This window comes from Victivallis sp. Marseille-Q1083, assembly GCF_903645315.1.
Classification (GTDB): Bacteria; Verrucomicrobiota; Lentisphaeria; order Victivallales; family Victivallaceae; genus UMGS1518.
Genome location: NZ_CAHJXL010000002.1, coordinates 706,210 through 723,232, shown reverse-complemented (window position 1 = coordinate 723,232; position 17,023 = coordinate 706,210). Strand labels below are relative to the sequence as shown.

Below are 17,023 nucleotides of genomic sequence, written 5' to 3'. Positions count from 1 at the left end.
CCCGGGACCGGGCATCATCACAGCCGCCGGCAGGCGATGCCGGCCATCAACAGCAGCAATCCGGCAATGCTCAAGCCATTGAGCCAACCGTACCACAACGAAACCGACCGTCCGGTCCGGGGCTGTCCCGGTATAAATTCCAGCAGAGCCGCGATTTCCGCCACCGGTTCGGCACTCAAATTGTATTCCGCCGGATAGTGATAATTGTAATGCAGCGTCCGGCGGGCGCCGCCGGACGGATCCTGCAGCAGAATGCTGCAGGATTCATGGTCTGGCAGCATGGTTTCAAGGCGAAAACGACCGAAGCCGACCGGTTCGGCCGCCAGCGGCTCGGGGGGACGGCCTGGAATCAGCCGTAACGCCCGCAAATCGGCCTCGGCGGCCGGAGCGCCGCTCGTTTCGAGCACGCGCGCATAAAGCTCCAACCGGTTGCCGAGCCGGTCGGCTTCCACTTGCATCGATCCCGTTCCGCCGGATGACATCAAACTGCGCAGCAATTGTCCGAACAATTTACCGCATTCATGCCATTGCAGCCACTCCGAAGCCCATTGCGAAGTGATGCCGGAAGTAAAAGCGGCACTTTGTCCCAAACCGAAACGGCCGGTGGCCAGCAACGGCTCGCCGCCATCGGTCAGCAACTGCACTTCACATTGAGGTTTCACACTGGTTTGGACATACCCGAGCAGCGGAGGAGCCGCGTCAAAATCGATGCCGTTCAAAAATTCCGCTTTGCCGACCTGAGCAGCAAGGACCGGCTCCTCACGAATGGCGGAACGGGAAGCCTGCAGCGTTTCACGGACAAAGATGCGCGGCACCGTTTCGGCGTCGTCCACCGGATAATAACGGCCGCGGCCGATCTGCGCCAGGTTTTCGAGCAATGCCCGGTCGGCGTCTTCTCCCAACGCCACGGTCGACAGCGTCATCCCCTGCCCGGCCATCAACGTCGCCAGGGAGGCGAAATCACCCGGCATGCTCTGCCCATCGCTCAGAATGATGGCGTGGCGGATGCTGCAACTGCTGCGCTGCAGCAACTCGCAGGCAACCTCCATGGCCGGATACAATTCAGTGCCGCCGTCGGCCACAATGCCGTCGATGGCGATTCCCGGCGACGCATTGCCGGCGATCGGCTTCAAATCGACTACCGTCCAAGGCTGATTGTCGAACGCGACGACGCCGGCTTCGTCCTGGGGACTCAGCAAGTCGATGGCCGCTTTGGCCGCCTGCTGGGCAAGCTGGATCGGCCGGCCATCCATGCTGCCGGATTTGTCGATGATCAACACCAGAGCCATCGAGGGCTGCTGTTCCTCCTTCTCATAACGGGAGACGACCGGCAGGACGTGTTCCACCGGCGTCTGATAATACCCGCCAAGCCCGAAACTATTTTCCGAACCGGACATCACCAGGCCGCGCCCGAATTCTTCCACATAATTCTGAAGCATCTGCATTTGGCTTTCCGAAAGATTCTCCGCCGGAAAATCGGCCAGCCAGACCGCATCGAATTCCAATAATTCCTCCAGCGTCGCCGGAAAACCGAACCGGCCGCGGCCGGTGACCTGAATTCCCTGGGCGGCCAGAGCCCGAACGAAACTGCGCAACTCCCGTTCCTGACGGTGCAGCGCCAACACTTTCGGTTCCCCCTGGACCGTCACGGTAGTTACCGCCCGGTTGTTTTCCGGGAAATGATCCCGCTCCGGCAGAAATTCGGCCTGCCACAACGCACCGTTCTCCTTGCCGACCGGCAGATCGAAACCGACCGTCACCGGCTGGTTGGCCTTCAAGACAACCGGCTGTTCGGCGATGGCGATTTCCCGATTGATCAATTTGACTTTTCCCGGCAAATCGGCATTGGCAACCAACTTGACCCGAAAGCGCACGGTACTGCCGGGGTAAGCCGTTTCCCGATCGGCGCTGAAATCGACGATCGCGCCTTCCGCCGCCGCCAATGGCGCCAGCTTTTTCTGATAGACGGCCAGCTTTCCAGCCAAACGGGCCTTCAGCGCTTTGCCGGCACCGTCGTCGGTAGCGACGCCATCCGACAGCAGAATCAATTCCGCTCCGGCATCGGCCGGAAACAGGCCGGGAGCGATTTTCAATGCTTCGGACAACTTCGTCGCGCCATAGAACGACAACTCTTCCGGTTGGGGAAACTGTTTTTCCAGCTGCCGCAAGACTTCGATGTCGATCTCTTTCAAGCCGTCACCCAGCAGATAAATGCGATGGGAATGATTCCCGGGCAGCGCCGCAATATCAGCCAGGATGTCCCGGGCCCCCTGCCGTACCGCCTCCGGATCGATCGAGGCGGAAACATCCAGCCAATAGGCCGTGTGCGTCTTCCGGCCGGAAATTTTGGAATAAGGCCGGCACAACGCCAGAATCAATAAAACCATGCCGGCCAGCCGCAAAGCCAGCGCCAGATATTTTTTCCAGCCGGGACGATTGACCCTCGACCAATATCCGGCCGCCAGCAGCGGCGGCAAAAGCAGTAGCCACCACAACGGCCGGTAACTATCGATCATCCACCAGTCATTCACCTTTTCACCCCACTTTCCGCCAGTGATACAGCCACTCTTCCACCCCCAACAGCAACAGGGCGGCGACGAACAGCCAACGCAACAGCGACGGCCCGGCATTCAACGCCTGAACCGTCGAAACGACCGCGGAATTGTCAGTGTCGCTGGTGGTCCGATCCAGCAACGCCGCCGCCAAGCGATAGGAAACAGCGCCGCGCTGCAACGTATAAATACCGCTTTCGGTCAGGCGAACGCCGGCATCGTCGATGGCAATTGTCCGGCCGGACGGCGTTTGCAACACGCCGCCGGTCCCCGGCAACCGGTCGCCAATCCGGTAAAGGCCGGCAGGCGACTGCCGATTTCCCAACAATTCCATCGCCATGCTGCCATTGAGAACCGGAAAAGCCAAACGCAAGGCAAAATCGGCCGATTCCGGATCGAAGTTCAGCACATAAATTCGCCGGCCGGCCTGTTCGGTCAGATAAATAAGCGGCAGTCCGTCGGCCGATTCCGCCAACACCAATGCGTTATCCGGCGGACGAAGCGGACGAACGCCGCCGACTTCAATCCCGTCGATGTCGCACCAGCGCATCGCCGGATGTTCCGGCTGGCGCACTTCCAGAATCGCCGTTTCGGCGGCGGCATCGGCCGTCTCCTGCCACCACGCTGATTCGCCTTCCGGAGCCCAGACGATATAGTGATTGCAATGTTCAACCGGCTCAACCGAACCGGAACCGATTATCAACTGCGGTGTCCCGCCGGAAGCCCGGAACGGGCCGCCGGCCAGCCAGGTGCGGAACAGCCGCCGGAGGGCCGGCGAATTGCCGAGGCAGGCGACTTCGAACTGCGGCACGGCCGGCAAAACGGCAACGACTTCATTGTCCGCGGCAAGCGCATCCCGCTCCGGCAATTCGAGACGATAATACCACAGACCGGCCTGGGCGGCCGGGATCGGCAGCAGCGGAATCCGCTGTCCGCCCGGCTGGATGGCGAGATGCAGCCGCTGGCGCTCCGCTTCCGGCGCTCCTTCGGCGATCACCAGCTCCAACTCCACCGGCTGGTCATTGCCGGAGAAAATTTCTACCCAGCTTTGCAAGGCGCCATCCGGCAACCGCAACAACTCCAGATTGACGATTCCGACATTATCAACCGGACATCCGACCTTACCCAACTCCAGCGCGGCCGGCAACTCGAAAGCGTTCCGTCGCGTGAAACCGCCGTCCGACCACAAGACGAGCCGGCCATCCGGCAAAGCGGCCCGCCAGTACTGCAGCAATTCCAGCGCAGCCGGTTTCAGCGGCTCATCCCCGACGGACAGGGATTCCAGCGCCCGGCGCAGCGCCCGGCGGTTGTCGGTTGCATTCTGCACAACCGTCAAACTGGCGCCGGACGCGGCCGCCAAAGTCATCCGCTGGCCGTCCGCCAGGTTTTCGATGATGCCAGCCAGCGCCAGCCGAACCTCTTCCCGACGCGAAACGCCGGCGTGTTCCACCGCCATCGACGGACTCAAATCGACAACCATCAACAGGTCCCGGCGGTCGGCGCCGGCGTTGCCGTGCAGGCCGGCCAGCGCCAGCGTAATCAGCGCAAATGCCGACGCCATCAGCAGAAAACTCCACAAATCCCGCAGGCGCCGGAACAACGCACTGTATTTTTTGTCCGGCACCACGCTTTCCCACAGGAACAACAGTGCTGTGCCATGGCGTTCCGGCCGGACCTTCAGAAAGTAAAAAATACCGAGCAACACGATCAGGCCGCCCAGACTCAACAACCACGGATGAGAAAAACTCATCAAGCCACCCCGCGCTTTTTCAACAGCTCCCGGATAACCGTTTCAAACGGCAGGGTGATGACCGCTTCCGCCCAGCCGATGCCGCGTTTTTTACAGTCGCGATGAAACTGTTCGCGCCACCGCCGTACGGCGACGGTGAAAGCGGCCGCCTCGGCGGCTCCGATGGTCAAGGCCCGGGCCGCACCGCTTTCGACGCATTCAAGCTCGATATCGCCGCGCCATTCGCACCGCTCATCAGCCGGATCGATGATTTCCAGGCAGAAAATTTCATGGCCGCTCCAGCGCAACGCGTCGAAACCGCGTTCATAACCGCCCGGCAGGAAAAAGTCGGACAGCAGGAGGCAGATGCCGGGCCGCCGGCAGCGCGACAGCAAACTTTTGACACAAGCGTCGAAATCGTTGGCCGTCCCGAAACAGTCGGTCTGTTCGAGCAGTTTCAAAAACGGCATGATCCGTTCCCGGCCGTGGCCGGGCGGCATCAGGACTTTCAGTTGATCGGCCATGCCGAAGACCGACAGATAGTCCAATCGATTGAGCGCAATGTAGCCGACTGCGGCGGCCAGTTGCCGGGCATAAGACAATTTGCGCGCCATGGAACGGCTCAAATCCAGCAACAGATAGACTCTGGCATCCTCCTCCAGTTCGAAAAGCTTGATGACCAGCGTTTCCAGCCGGGCGAAGATATTCCAGTCGATGGCGGAAAAATCGTCGCCACTGTGATATTCGCTGTAATCGGCAAAGGTGGAACCGGAGCCGGCCCGTCGGGTCCGGCGGTCCGCTTTCAACGGCCCGCTGACCATCCGGCGCGCCAGCAGCGACAGCATGTCCAGTTTCCGGACGAATTCCGCGTCGGTCAGCAGCATTTCAATTCTTTCCCGCCTCGGCTTTCACCAGTTCCTGCAGAATCGCCTCGATGGAAATATCCGCCGCCTGTCCCTCGAAATTCAGAATGATGCGGTGACGCATCGCCGGCACGACCATCGCGTCGATATCCTCGTGCGCCACGTGATAACGGCCGGAGAGCAATGCTTTGATTCTGGCGGCGGCCAGAACCGTCTGCGCGGCCCGGATCGAAGCACCGTACCGGACGAATTGCCGGACGGCTGCCGATGCGCCGGACTGTTCCGGATGGGTGGCCAGAATGATGCGCAGCAGGTAATCCCGCACCGAATCGGCAATCGGCACCTGCCGGGCGATTTCGCCCATTCGGAGGATTGCCTTGCCGTCGGCCACCGGATTGATTTCCGGAGCATCCACTCCGGCAGTCCGTTCGAGAATGGTCGCCAGAGCCGACATCGGCGGCATACCGACGCACAATTTGAAAAAGAAACGGTCGAGCTGGGCCTCCGGCAGCGGGTAAGTGCCGTCCATCTCCAACGGATTCTGGGTGGCCAACACGAAATAGGGCAAAGCCAGCCGGTGGGTCTGGTTGCCGACCGTCACGGTTCTCTCCTGCATTACTTCCAGCAACGCCGACTGGGTTTTCGGCGTCGCCCGGTTGATTTCGTCGGCCAGCAGCAGATTGGTGAAAATCGGACCGGGCTGGAAGACGAATTCCCTGCCGGAAGGCTGTTCCAGCAGAATATGGGTTCCCAGCAGATCGGCCGGCAGCAGATCCGGGGTGAACTGAATGCGTTTGAAGTTCAGATTCATCGCCTTGGCGGCAGTGCTGACCAAGGCGGTTTTGCCGAGGCCGGGAACTCCCTCCAGCAACACATGGCCGCCGGCGACGATGGCGATGAGCAGCCGCTCCACCACTTCGTCCTGGCCGGCGATGAATTTGGTGATCTCCCGCTGCAGGGTTTGAAACATAGTCGAAAATTCCGTCACTGCCGCCCGGGTTGCCGCTTGGCTGTCGCTGTCACTCATCTTCTGCTCCGCCTTGGGGTTGATGAATTGAAATAAAGTAGTTTTTTACATCGGTCTTCAGATTTTCCGGCACATCGCTGCGGCGGATGAAGCTTTCCAATTGACGCTGGTAAGCGGTGCCCAATTCCCGCCGCGCCCGGCCGGCAGTCCCGCTGCCGGCCGCCGTTTCGGTAATCCGCCGGTCCGCCGCCCCGTCGCCAACAGCGGCTTCCACCGACTGGAAATTGCCGAAATCGGTTTCCTGCCCGGTCTGGCGGTCGGACAATTTCCGGTTGCCGTCCCCGCTGCCGGCGCCTCTGGCGTTCTGCTCATCCCGGTCCGGCTGACGGCTCCGGCCGGCCTGCGCCGTCCGATTCTGGCCGACGCCGTTTTGGGCCCGGTTGAGCGCCTGGCGCAAGGCGGTAAGTTTGGCCAACAGTTGAGTCATATTCTGCATCTGCTGCAAACGGGACGATATCTTCTGCAGCGAAGCGTCAATTTGCCGGTTGTCGATGGCCCCGTCGTCCCGGTCGGCCAACCGGCGCAGCAGCGCCTCCACTTCCCGTTCCAGCGCGGTCGATGACTTTCGATCGCCGCGGGAGGAATAACTCTGCAGCATTTCCCGCAGTTTCGCCAGCTTTTGCTGACGGCTTACCCCCTCCGTGCCGGAGAGTTGCAACGCCTCCAGCTCTTCGGCCGCCGCGGCATATTCCTCCTGTGACAATAATTTTCCCAGTTGCCTGCCGGCGGCATGCTGCTGCATCGCCTTGGCCAACTGCTGCAGCAATTGCCGGTCGGCCGCCAGCGGCGGATCATATTCCAGCGCCGCCAGTTTTTGATCCAGTTGTCCATACTGGCGCAAGGCGTCCTTCCAATCGCCCTGCGGGGTAAATTGCCCGATCAGGTCGGCAATGCCGGCATCCTCGAACAATTCCCGTTCCGCTTCGGACAACTGCCGCTGCAGCTCCGTCACTTCCCGACGCAATTCGGCATTCCGCCATCCGGTTTCCTCCCGCAGTTCCGCCGCCCGGACTGCTGCCGCCCGGACGGCGGGCGACGGCGGCAGCAAGGCGCCGCCAAGCACGGCGATCAACAACAGCAGGGCCAACGGAACGCTCCGGCGCGGTCGATACCACGGCAGTTGTTTGACGGACAATGAGCGACAGATTTCCAGCGTCTGCTGTTGACGCAAGCATTGAAAGCTGCCGGACCGGCCGCGAAATTCCAAATGGCTCAACAAAGCGTCGTGCAACCGGAAGAACGCATCGCCGTAACGGGCGGCCATCGGCAGCGTGTAACGCCGGAAGCAGCAGTGACCGCCCCAACAGATGCCGAAGGCGACGGCAATGCCGCCGTAGATCTGCCCTTCGGCCGGCTGCCCCTGCACCCGCCGGAAGAAAGCCCAGAGCGTCATGGCAACCAGCGCCGCGACAAAATAATACCAGAACCGGCGCCAGAGCAGCCGCCGGTTCAGGCCGCGTCGCAGTAAATGGATGAATTGTTCGATCGGGTCGGTCATTGCGCCTCCGCCGCCGGATAGAATTCCTGGCGCAACGTTTCCAGGCGGGCATTGCCGAAAGTGCCGGTCCGCAACGCCCGGAGTGCCGGGACACGAAGCTGGTCGAGTCTGTAGCGGGTTTCCCGGCTCCAGTTGATGCCCGGCGGCAGAAAGAATTCAAAAGGTCCTCCCGGCGCTTCCGCCGGCGTTTGCAGCGAAGTCGGACTGTCCTGATTGGAAGCCTGGCAGAACACCCAGGCCAACAATAATTTTTCCGACTCATTGGAGAGCGTGCTGGTCAAGGCCTGATACTGCCGGAAAAATGCCGGGGAAAAACGGAATTGTCTGGCCAGCGGCCGTGCCGCCGCCAGTTCTTCTTCGCAATTCTTCAAGATATCGATGGCCAGCCTTCCCTGCCCGGCCTGGATCAGCATCAGGAAAACCGCCGGCTGGCCGGCCAATTCCGGCGACTGTTCCAGCCAGCTGGCCAGCGCTTCCAGATCGTTCAGTTGCAACAGTTGAACGCACCAGTCGATCGCCGACTCCGCCGGTAAATCCGCGAAGGAAACACCCTGAAGCAGCAATTGCTGATAAAGGATATGCAGCGAAGCAAGATTCTTCAGGTAATTGGCCCGGTCCTCGCCGATATGAGCGGTCAACAGCAGAAACATCTCCTGCGCCCGGGCGGCTTCCGCTTCGGCAATCAGTTGACACAGCGGCAGAAGCTGCTGCAACATTGCCGGCCCCAGTTCCGGCAGATTCCACAATTGAACAACCGCTTGCAGCCGCTCGTCAACCGGGATGTTTTCTTCTTCCAGCAATTCATCAAAAAGCAGGATAAACTCGTTCCGTTCGGCCTCGTCATGGCGCCATTGCCAGAGCCGGGCGGTCATTTGGGCCACATATCCGCAATTGCCGGCCAGTGCCCCGGTCAACCAGGCGCTCAACTGCTCCGCCGACGTCTGTTCCAGTATGGTTTGAAATTTAGCGGCGCAGGCAAGCTGCTCCCCGGGCAGAAGCTCCCCGATGCCGCGGCTGAACTGATTGAGCAATTCCAAAGTTCGGTCACTTTGGGCCGCCTGGTTGACCAGCAGCGACTCGAAAGCCAGGAAAATAGACTTTCCTTCAAGAAAATCCGGAGGAAATTCCAACATGGCTCCAGTAATATCCACGCCGGCAGCCTGCAGCAATTGTAAAACCGTCAGATATCTGGCCGCCAGCACCGAAGGAGATGGACAACTTTCCCGAAAACGAACATCGGTCAACAACTGCGCCAGCCGCCGCTGCGCCGCCTCCTCTCCCGACAGCATCACCTGCAGCGCGTAAAACGATTCGGCACTTTGCCGGAAGTGCACCGGTTCAACCTCCGTCAATTGCAAACGGGCCGCCCGGGCAAAAGTCTCGTCGGCCGGATCGGCAAGCTGCAATAAAAACGCCGTCATTTCCCAACTTCCCTGTTGAAACAAATGGGCCAGACGGTACAGCGGCGCTTTGGCGTCCTCCGGCAATTCCAGCGGGGAACGATTGAGCAAATTGGCGGAAAGCAGGCCGGCCAGCCCCGGCAGCCACTGATCCTTCAGCAGGTTTTGCTGTTCATCGGAGAACGCCTGCGGGCGGGAAGCCAACGGCTGCAATACCAATTCGGCCAGCTCGGCCGCCGCGGCAAATTTGTCCTGCCGCAGAAGTTGCTCGAACTCCTCCTGCAGCCGCCGTCCCAACGCCGAGTGAAACGGCAACGTACTCAACCCTTCACTGGAAAGCGCCTGGCGCCAGGCGGTCAATTCGGCCGTCAGCTCCAGATCCGCTGCCGCCGCCAGCCAGGACAATACCTGCTGCCTGATTTCCGGAGAAACGTCAGCGGGCAATTGCCGGTAAACCTCCAGCACCTCCCGCGGTTCAAAAAGCCCGGTTACCGGATAAAACACCAACAGATGATTGAGGCGGCGCCCGGCGTCGGCGTCGGCCATGATTTTACTTTTCAGCAACTGAAGCGCCTGTTCATCCAGATTCGGCAGCTCCCGGTCGCCCAGCGGCGGGAATTGCCGGTTCAGGAGCTGCTCCAACTCTTTTTCCCGGCCGGCGCCGGCAAGAATCAGCACCGTTTCCGGAGTTTGCCGAAGCTGCAGCGGAGCAAAACCAAGCAATTCCCCGACCGCTTCCGGCCGGCCGGAGCGGGCCGCCAATCGCAGCAGTTTTATTCCCAGACGGTTATCCGGCCACTTTCCCTGCCAGAATTGATAATATTGCAGACAGAAACGGATCACCTTGCTGACTGCGGCCTGATGATCGGCCTCGGAATGGCGTTGGTCCGGCCGGCAATTCGCCAATTTTTCCAACAGGGCATCGAGCTGTTCGAAACGTCGATAACCACCCTCTTGCGCCGCTTCGAGATACAACAAATCGACCAGGTCGACGGCAATGTTCTCCAAGCCGGCAATTTGAACGAGCCGCCAGCCGTTGGCCAGTTTGAAACTGAGGAACCGTTCCGAATCGAACCATTCATAACAACGCGCCGCTTCTTCGGCGGAAAGCGGCTGTTGCGCTCTGGCGCGTTTCAGGCAGTCGACGCTCAGAACGATTTGCCGGTCGGTCCAGCTCGCCGATTCCGCCGCCGCCGCCCGAATCCGTTCCAGCTGGAGATCACTTTGCCGCTGCAATGCTCCGGCAATCAGAGCAGTCAGATCGGTGGGCGGCAGATCGGCGAAATGATCGCTCAACTGTTTGCGAAACGCTTCATCGTATTCGACCGGCAATTGCTGCTGCCAGTTCAACCAGCGTTGCCCCTGGTCATATTCCAGCCATTGGGCATTGCTCTGCAGCAGTTGATAGCCGACCCGCAACGCGGCAAGGCTGCGCGGCTGGAAAGAGTAAAGAAACGAGTTGAAGAGATTTCTTTTCAGATAGAGAAAGCTCGTTCCGCTTTTTTCGGCAACCCGGCTAAAACGCTGATAAAAATCCCAGGCGGCTCCGGCATCGCAGTCGGCCAGACGTTCGAACAGGTTTTGGAACATCGGTTGGTAGAACCGGGCATTGAGAACAAAAGGCTGATCGAAGAATGCTTCCGCCTGCTGTTTCAAACTCGCCGCCTCGGCAGCAGCCATCGCGGCGGCCAACGGTGTTTTTTCCGTGCGGACTGTTTGATCCTTGAAAAAGATGCCGGACAATTCGGCCAACTGGGACAGCAGCCGGTTCCGTTCCTCCTCGGTCAGCGCTTCGAATTCATCCCAACGTTTTTCCTCGATGATCCGCAGCAACTCGCCGGTATTTTGCGGCCTGATACGCCACAGGTCGGCGCCGAAGGAATCCGGCCGGTCTTCCATTTCGTCTTCGGGCAACTTTCCTTCGAACAGCTCCAACAGCGAGATGGTCGACGAGGCGTTCCCGGCCGGCAGCAAGCCGGCGTCAAACGTTTTCAACGACATTTCAAGCCAGGGCGCCGCGACACGCGAGGCATTTTCAGCCGTGATCTGCCCGCTGTCGAATTCGAACAGCCAATCTCCCGGCGACAACTGATACCAGAGCATCGGCAATTGGCGCAATATCTGCATCGCATCGTACCACTCTTTCAAGGCATCCGGCTGCGCCGTCAACCAAAGGCGGCTCAATTCGCGGAGTTGTCCGCTATCCCAATAATAAAAGCTGTCTTCCGAAGTAACTTTACTCAATTTGGCAGCCAATATGGTGACATAACGCCGAAAATAATCCGACAGATTCAACCGAGAAACGGCCTCTTCCGCCTGGAACAACTGTTCCAGCAACTGATTCAGAATCATTTTGGACTGGCCGTTGCCGGACTCGGCAAGCGATTCGAAATGATGCAGGATCAAATCTCCGACTGCGCCGTGAAGGCGGCGCTGCAGCGCTTCCTCGAATTGAATTTCCAGGACCGAATAATCGTTCCGGGCGGCCAGTTCGGACAGCGCCGTGTCGAAATGCCGCAGCAATGCGTCGTCGTCATAAGAGCTCATTTCCCGGCAATTCTGTGCGTAAGCCTTCAAGACCTTCACGTCAGCGGACTCCGGCAGGGAAGCCAACCGGCCGGCAATGTCTTCGGCCATTGCGGAATGCCGGGCCAGGTACTCCTGCAAACGCTCAACGACAGTCTGGTCGGTTGCCATCCGGTACAGGTAACAACCGGCGCCGCCAAGACCGCTTTCCGCATTGAGCCGAACCAGTTCCAAAGCATCGTCGAGAAATTCCCGGTCACTCAAATCCGGCTTCACACGAATTTTCAGATCCAAACCATAATCGCCCAGACCGCCCGGCTGCCGCAAAGCTGCCTCACTCCATCGCAGCAGCAATTGGCGGGCTTCCGGATTTTCTTCCGGGGAGCGGTCCGCCAATTGGTTCCGGTAGAGGAGATCCGGCAGCATACCCAATTGATAAGACAGATCGTTCTCTTCCGTCCACTTCCGAACATCCCCCAGACGGGGAATGGTCAACGCCAGTATTTGCGGCAAATATTCCTCTCGTTCCTGCAGCCGGAAAAAGTAAATGAACAACAAATCGCGCAAAGAAAGGGATGGCAGCGCCACATCCGGTTCCAGCGGCAACTTTTTCTGCAGCTTCGCCTGCAAGGCAAACAGACCAGCCAAGCGCCCGGCGCTCGGGTCCTCTTCCAAGGAGGCGGCCAACGCAATGGCGGAATCGAACTGCCGGGTGTACAGCAGCAACAGTACCAGCGCCAGAGAGTTATCCTGCAGCAAAGCCTGTAATTTTTCCAGTTGGCCATGCTGGCGCACCACGTCCAGAATCGCCTCCAATTGACGGAGTTCCCGCTGCGCCTGATAAAAATCCGCTTCCTGGCGCCAACTCTCCTGAACCTTTTTCATCCCGCGCTGCAGCGAGGCCGCCGCATTCAGCAGCGCATTTTCCGCCTGATCGTTCTGAAACAGGTCGGCAACTTTTTCCGGCGGCTCCAAGCGCGACCGGCCCGCCGGCGCTGCCGCCGGCGGAGCCAGCGGCTTCCGCAACTGTTCCTGTATGATTTTTTGCTCCAACCGGCTGCCGGCGTCCAACAAGCCCAGCCGGCGGCACCAGGCGGCCAGCCGCGCCAAATTGTCGAGCGGCATCGTCTGCGGCGTCAGCTTCTCCAACAGTTTCGCCGCCATCTCCTGGCGGACCGGCGATTCCGGCCATTGCTCCAGGTAAGTGACGGCCAGCCACAGAAACAAATTCGAAGATTCGCCGTTTTCGTCGGCCGCTTTCGCCAGCAAAGCCGGAACGACCGCCTCGACATCGCTGCGCCCCAGGTAAGCGACGATCTGCAAAAATTCATGCGCCGGCAGACGGTCGGCCTGCTGCAAATACGCCGCAGCCAATTGCTGTCCTTCTTCCTGCTGTCGGCAAAATTCGGCGAGCAGCAATCGGGCGGTCGGAGAGGTCAATTGCCGCGCCGCTTTCCAGAGAGCTTCGAAGTCGATTTGACAATTGCGGCGCAACGGATTTTTCCAGAAATTCGCATTCAATACGCTGCTCGCAAGGCAAGCAACCGCCGGATTGTCCAGCAGTTCCGCCACCGGAAACTGCAGCGGCAGGAAATTCGATTCCCCGCCCCGGCGATTGAATGACTGCCGGCCGGCGACGGAAACCGGCCGGGCCTTTTGCCGGCGAAATGCCTCCTCAATAAACTGAATGGCGCCGTCGTAATTGCCGCTTTCCAAATCGTAAACCGCAATAGAAGGAAAAATATCGAACGAAGCGTTGAGCTGATTCTCCCACTGCTCCCGGCGCCAATCGGCGGCGTACCGGGCAATGACGGCTTGCTCTTCCGCCGTAAAAGGCGACAGATTCCACAGATCCACCAAAAACAACTGCCGCCAGGAATCCGGCGGCGGAACGCGATCCTGACAGGCCCGCACCAACAAGCGGCGGCCGACCTCGCTGATTTCCCGCTTCTGCTGAAACAAATCGACCAGCAACACCAGCGCCTGGCCGGGCGCCATCCGGTACAAATTCGGCAACAGTTCGTCCAATTCGGCCTGATTCAATTCGGTCGTCAACAGATAGGGCATCACGGCAGTCAGCATTTGTACGACGTTCAGATCATCCAGATAAGGCCGGAATTCGTCCAGACTGAAATTTTCGTTGCTGCGCAGCTTCAAGTCGAGGTAATTGACGCCGGACGCCGCCAGAGCATTACGGACTTCGTTCTGCCGCTCCGGATGGATTTGCAGCAATCGCTGCAGGTGGATCAGGCAAAACGCTTCCGCCACTTCCGGTCTTGTCGGCAAAACGACATTGCTCCAACCGGACAGCAGGGACGAATTGTATCCATTGGAATTGTCGGCCCCGAACCGATAAGCCTGGCGGCGATCGATGAACATCGCCGCCAGTTTGGCGCTCTCGGCCGGAAGTTTGTCGAGCATCCGGTCGAAATACGGATTGCCGAAAGCGTTCGCCGGCGATCCGGTCAACGACGCGGCAAGCGGCAGTGCCTGCAACAGCGCCGGAATGGCCTGAACGGTGTCGCCGGCACTTTCTAGCGCCACCGCCCGCAAATAACAGCTATTGAAATCATCCGGCAAACTTTCGGCAAACTCCTCGATCAGTTGCAATGCGGCTTCCGGCTGCCGCCAGGCAATCAGATTGCCGATACTGCGCTGCAATTTTTCCGGATCAGCCTGCAAGGCCGGCAATTGCTTCAGCAATTCGAAAGCCAGGCCGAGCCGGTCGTTGCGCCAGTAAAAGTCCATCAAAGCCTGTTTCGCCGCAGTGGAATCCGGGAAACGTTTCCAGGCCGCTTCCGCCCCGTCCAGGTCACCGTTCTGCTCCAGAAACAGCGCCAGTTCATTCCACAAATCGAAATTATCCTCCGTCTGGGCGATGGCTTTGCGCAAGGCGGCCTCATATTCGGCCATCCGGCCGGCTTGCCGATAAATGTCGGTCAACACCAGCAGCGGCAACGGGTTCTTGGCATCTTCCCCGCTCAGGGTTTGAAAGCGGGCCACCAACTGGTCGGTCGTATTGTCCTGAACGCTGAGCCGATACAGCCTGGTCCCCAGTGAACGCTTCACATTGACATCTTCGGCTTGCTCGAACAGCCGCCAGGCCAGCGCCCGCGCCGCCGCCAGATCACCGCTCTGCTGCTGCAAGTCGATCAACCGGCGACTGAGTTCCGGCAAATCCGGGAATCGATGCCAGGCCTGGGTCAAAAGTTCCAGCGCCGCGGCGGACTGGCCGGCAGTCTGATAGAAATCGGCTTCCGCCAGCCAATGGTCCGGGTCTTCGGGATTGGCGAGCCGCCACCTTTCCAGCAGTTGGCCGGCCCGGGCCGTCTGCCCGGTGCGCTGCAGCAAACGCAGCAGGCGCTGCCGATGCTTTTTGACATTGCGCCCGTCCAAATCCAACAACCGCGTCAAAACCTCAATGGCCGGTTCGTAACGATAACCGCGCTCCAGCAGCGCCAGTTTCTGTGACAGCAGTAAAATGGAATCCGGATAACGCCGGCCGGCCTCCTCTACCGCGGTCCAGGCCGCCTCCGGCTCCGTCTGCGAGGAGATTTGCAGCGCCAGCCGTCCCGGCGTCGACGCTTCGGCGTCAAACAGTTCCAGCCGGGCATCCGCCTCTGCCAGCAATGGCGCGGCGCCGGCCGCCAGCCGTTCAAATTCCTCGAAATTGTCGACCGCATCAAGCAATTGTCCCAGAACCGTCAAAGCCAGCGGCCGGTCCGCTTGTTCCAGGGCGAGTGGAAACAACAGTTTGGCGTTGCGCCAGCCGAAGGACGGTTGTCGGTGATATTGCTTCAACAATTCCAGAGCAGTTGCTTTGCGTTCCCGTTTCAGCAGCAAATTGGCGATTCGGAACAGCCGGTCGGCATCGAAAGCCGGCATCGCCTGCCGCAGCAGGGCATCGGCGTCGGCCGCTTTTTCCGCCGTATACAGCCAATCGGCATATTTCAATACGGCCTCCAGACTGTCCGGATAGGCGGCCAGACAGGCCTGAAAAAATGAGTCGGACAATTCCGGCCGGTCGCTTGACGTCAATAAATCGAGCACCTTGCCGTAGGCGTATTCACTGTTGCCGGCCAAAGTCAAATAGGCCCGCAGGCGTTCGGAAATTTTCGCCGGCGCCGCTTCCAGGTCGCGCAGCAACAATGCAGCCCCGCTCAACAGCAGCTCCTTCTGATCCGGATATTGGACCAGCAGCAGCTGCAATTGCCGGTCCGCTTCGGCAAAACGTCCGCTCCCGGCCAACTGTTCGGCATAAGCCTCCCGAACGCCGCGGTTCAGCGGCGCCCGTTCCACCAGTTGCGCCAACCGTTCCAACACTTCGGCCGACTCGCCGTATTCCGCCAACTGCCGGCAGAAAAGCAATTGCAGTTCGAGCCGTTCCGGATGCTGCGTCAGGAAGCGCCGCGACCAGTCGAACAAAGTTTTATATTCGCCGGCTTTTTTCAACGTATCGCAGATTTTGGCATACAAATCACGTTCCAGAAACCTGGCGCTGCCGCTTTGCTCCAGCAGTTGCTCATCTCCCGCCAGCGCCGCCGGCCGGTTGTCCTGCCGCAGGGCGATTTCGGCCGGTTGCATTGTCGCCTTCATCTTCTGAAAAGGATCTAACGCCTGCTCCCGCCATTGCCTGGCAAACTTTTCCGCTTCCGGATACAGCCCTTGTTCGATCAACAGTTGCAACAGCAAATCTGCATTGTCGTCCTCCGGAAATTCCCGGTACAGTTGCCAATAAAGCTCGACGGCCTGCTGAGGTTTGCCGAGCGCATCGTACACCTGGCCGGCCAGTTTCACCGCCGACTGATAAAGATCGAAATTGAGTTCCTCATGGTGGGCCAGCAAATCCTGCAGCGCCGCTTCGGCCCGTTCCGGCTGATTGCGGAAAAATTCCAGCCGGGCCAGCGCATATCGGTCGTTCATACTGCCGGAATCCTTTTCCAGCAGCGTCCGCAGCAATTCGACCGCCTGCTGATAGCGCCCTTCCTTTTCGTAAAGATTGACCAGCAGCCGCCGGCAGGCGTCGGCCTGCTGCGGCACTTCCGCCTGGCGCAGCAAAAATGCTTCGAGCGATTCCTGCGCCGCATCGTAGTGTTCGTAAAACCGGTTGAACAAATGAATGGAATCCGGCCGTTTCAACGCGATGGCAAAATAGGAATCCGCCGGGGACTCGGCCAGCGTCGAGCCGGAAAGCCCCAAGCCGGCGAAAAGGGTGAACCACAACCAGGATTGCCGCATAGTATGCTCCAGAAACGAAATTGACTACCTGGAGGGAATATACTGGGCGCTTTCCAGTTGTCAATCACATTTTACAAAAGAAAATGCGATTGAACGCCGTAGGCAATTTTTTTTGAGACGCGCTGCCAGGTGTCCGCTAAGCCAGCCGGATCATGGAAAAACTTGCCGGTGGCGTGATTGATGAAAATCG

6 protein-coding genes are annotated in these 17,023 nt (G+C 59.5%); all 6 read right to left on the bottom strand.

The window, feature by feature from the left end; translation table 11 throughout:
• Positions 1-17 precede the first annotated feature (17 nt).
• Genes HWX74_RS18980 through HWX74_RS18955 form a run of 6 tightly spaced genes read right to left on the bottom strand, consistent with a single transcriptional unit; the run spans position 18 to position 16,833 of the window.
• The gene (locus HWX74_RS18980; protein WP_176015124.1) at positions 18-2,516 is read right to left on the bottom strand and encodes a VWA domain-containing protein; all 2,499 of its coding nucleotides are present in this window, start codon (positions 2,514-2,516) and stop codon (positions 18-20) included.
• A 19-nt stretch (positions 2,517-2,535) separates the two neighbouring features.
• Positions 2,536-4,302, bottom strand: coding sequence for a BatA domain-containing protein (locus HWX74_RS18975; protein ID WP_176015123.1), 1,767 nt, complete (start codon positions 4,300-4,302; stop codon positions 2,536-2,538).
• Entirely contained in the window at positions 4,302-5,165 is an 864-nt protein-coding gene (locus HWX74_RS18970) for a DUF58 domain-containing protein (RefSeq protein WP_176015122.1), read from the bottom strand. The genes HWX74_RS18975 and HWX74_RS18970 overlap by 1 nt, the downstream gene beginning before the upstream one ends.
• Before the next feature lies 1 nt (position 5,166).
• Positions 5,167-6,171 (bottom strand): MoxR family ATPase, encoded by a 1,005-nt coding sequence (locus tag HWX74_RS18965; protein WP_176015121.1) that lies wholly within the window; start codon positions 6,169-6,171, stop codon positions 5,167-5,169.
• A complete protein-coding gene (locus tag HWX74_RS18960; RefSeq protein WP_176015120.1) occupies positions 6,164-7,669 on the bottom strand; it encodes a hypothetical protein in 1,506 nt (501 codons plus the stop codon). The genes HWX74_RS18965 and HWX74_RS18960 overlap by 8 nt, the downstream gene beginning before the upstream one ends.
• Positions 7,666-16,833 (bottom strand): hypothetical protein, encoded by a 9,168-nt coding sequence (locus tag HWX74_RS18955; RefSeq protein ID WP_176015119.1) that lies wholly within the window; start codon positions 16,831-16,833, stop codon positions 7,666-7,668. The genes HWX74_RS18960 and HWX74_RS18955 overlap by 4 nt, the downstream gene beginning before the upstream one ends.
• Between the last annotated feature and the right edge of the window lie 190 nt (positions 16,834-17,023).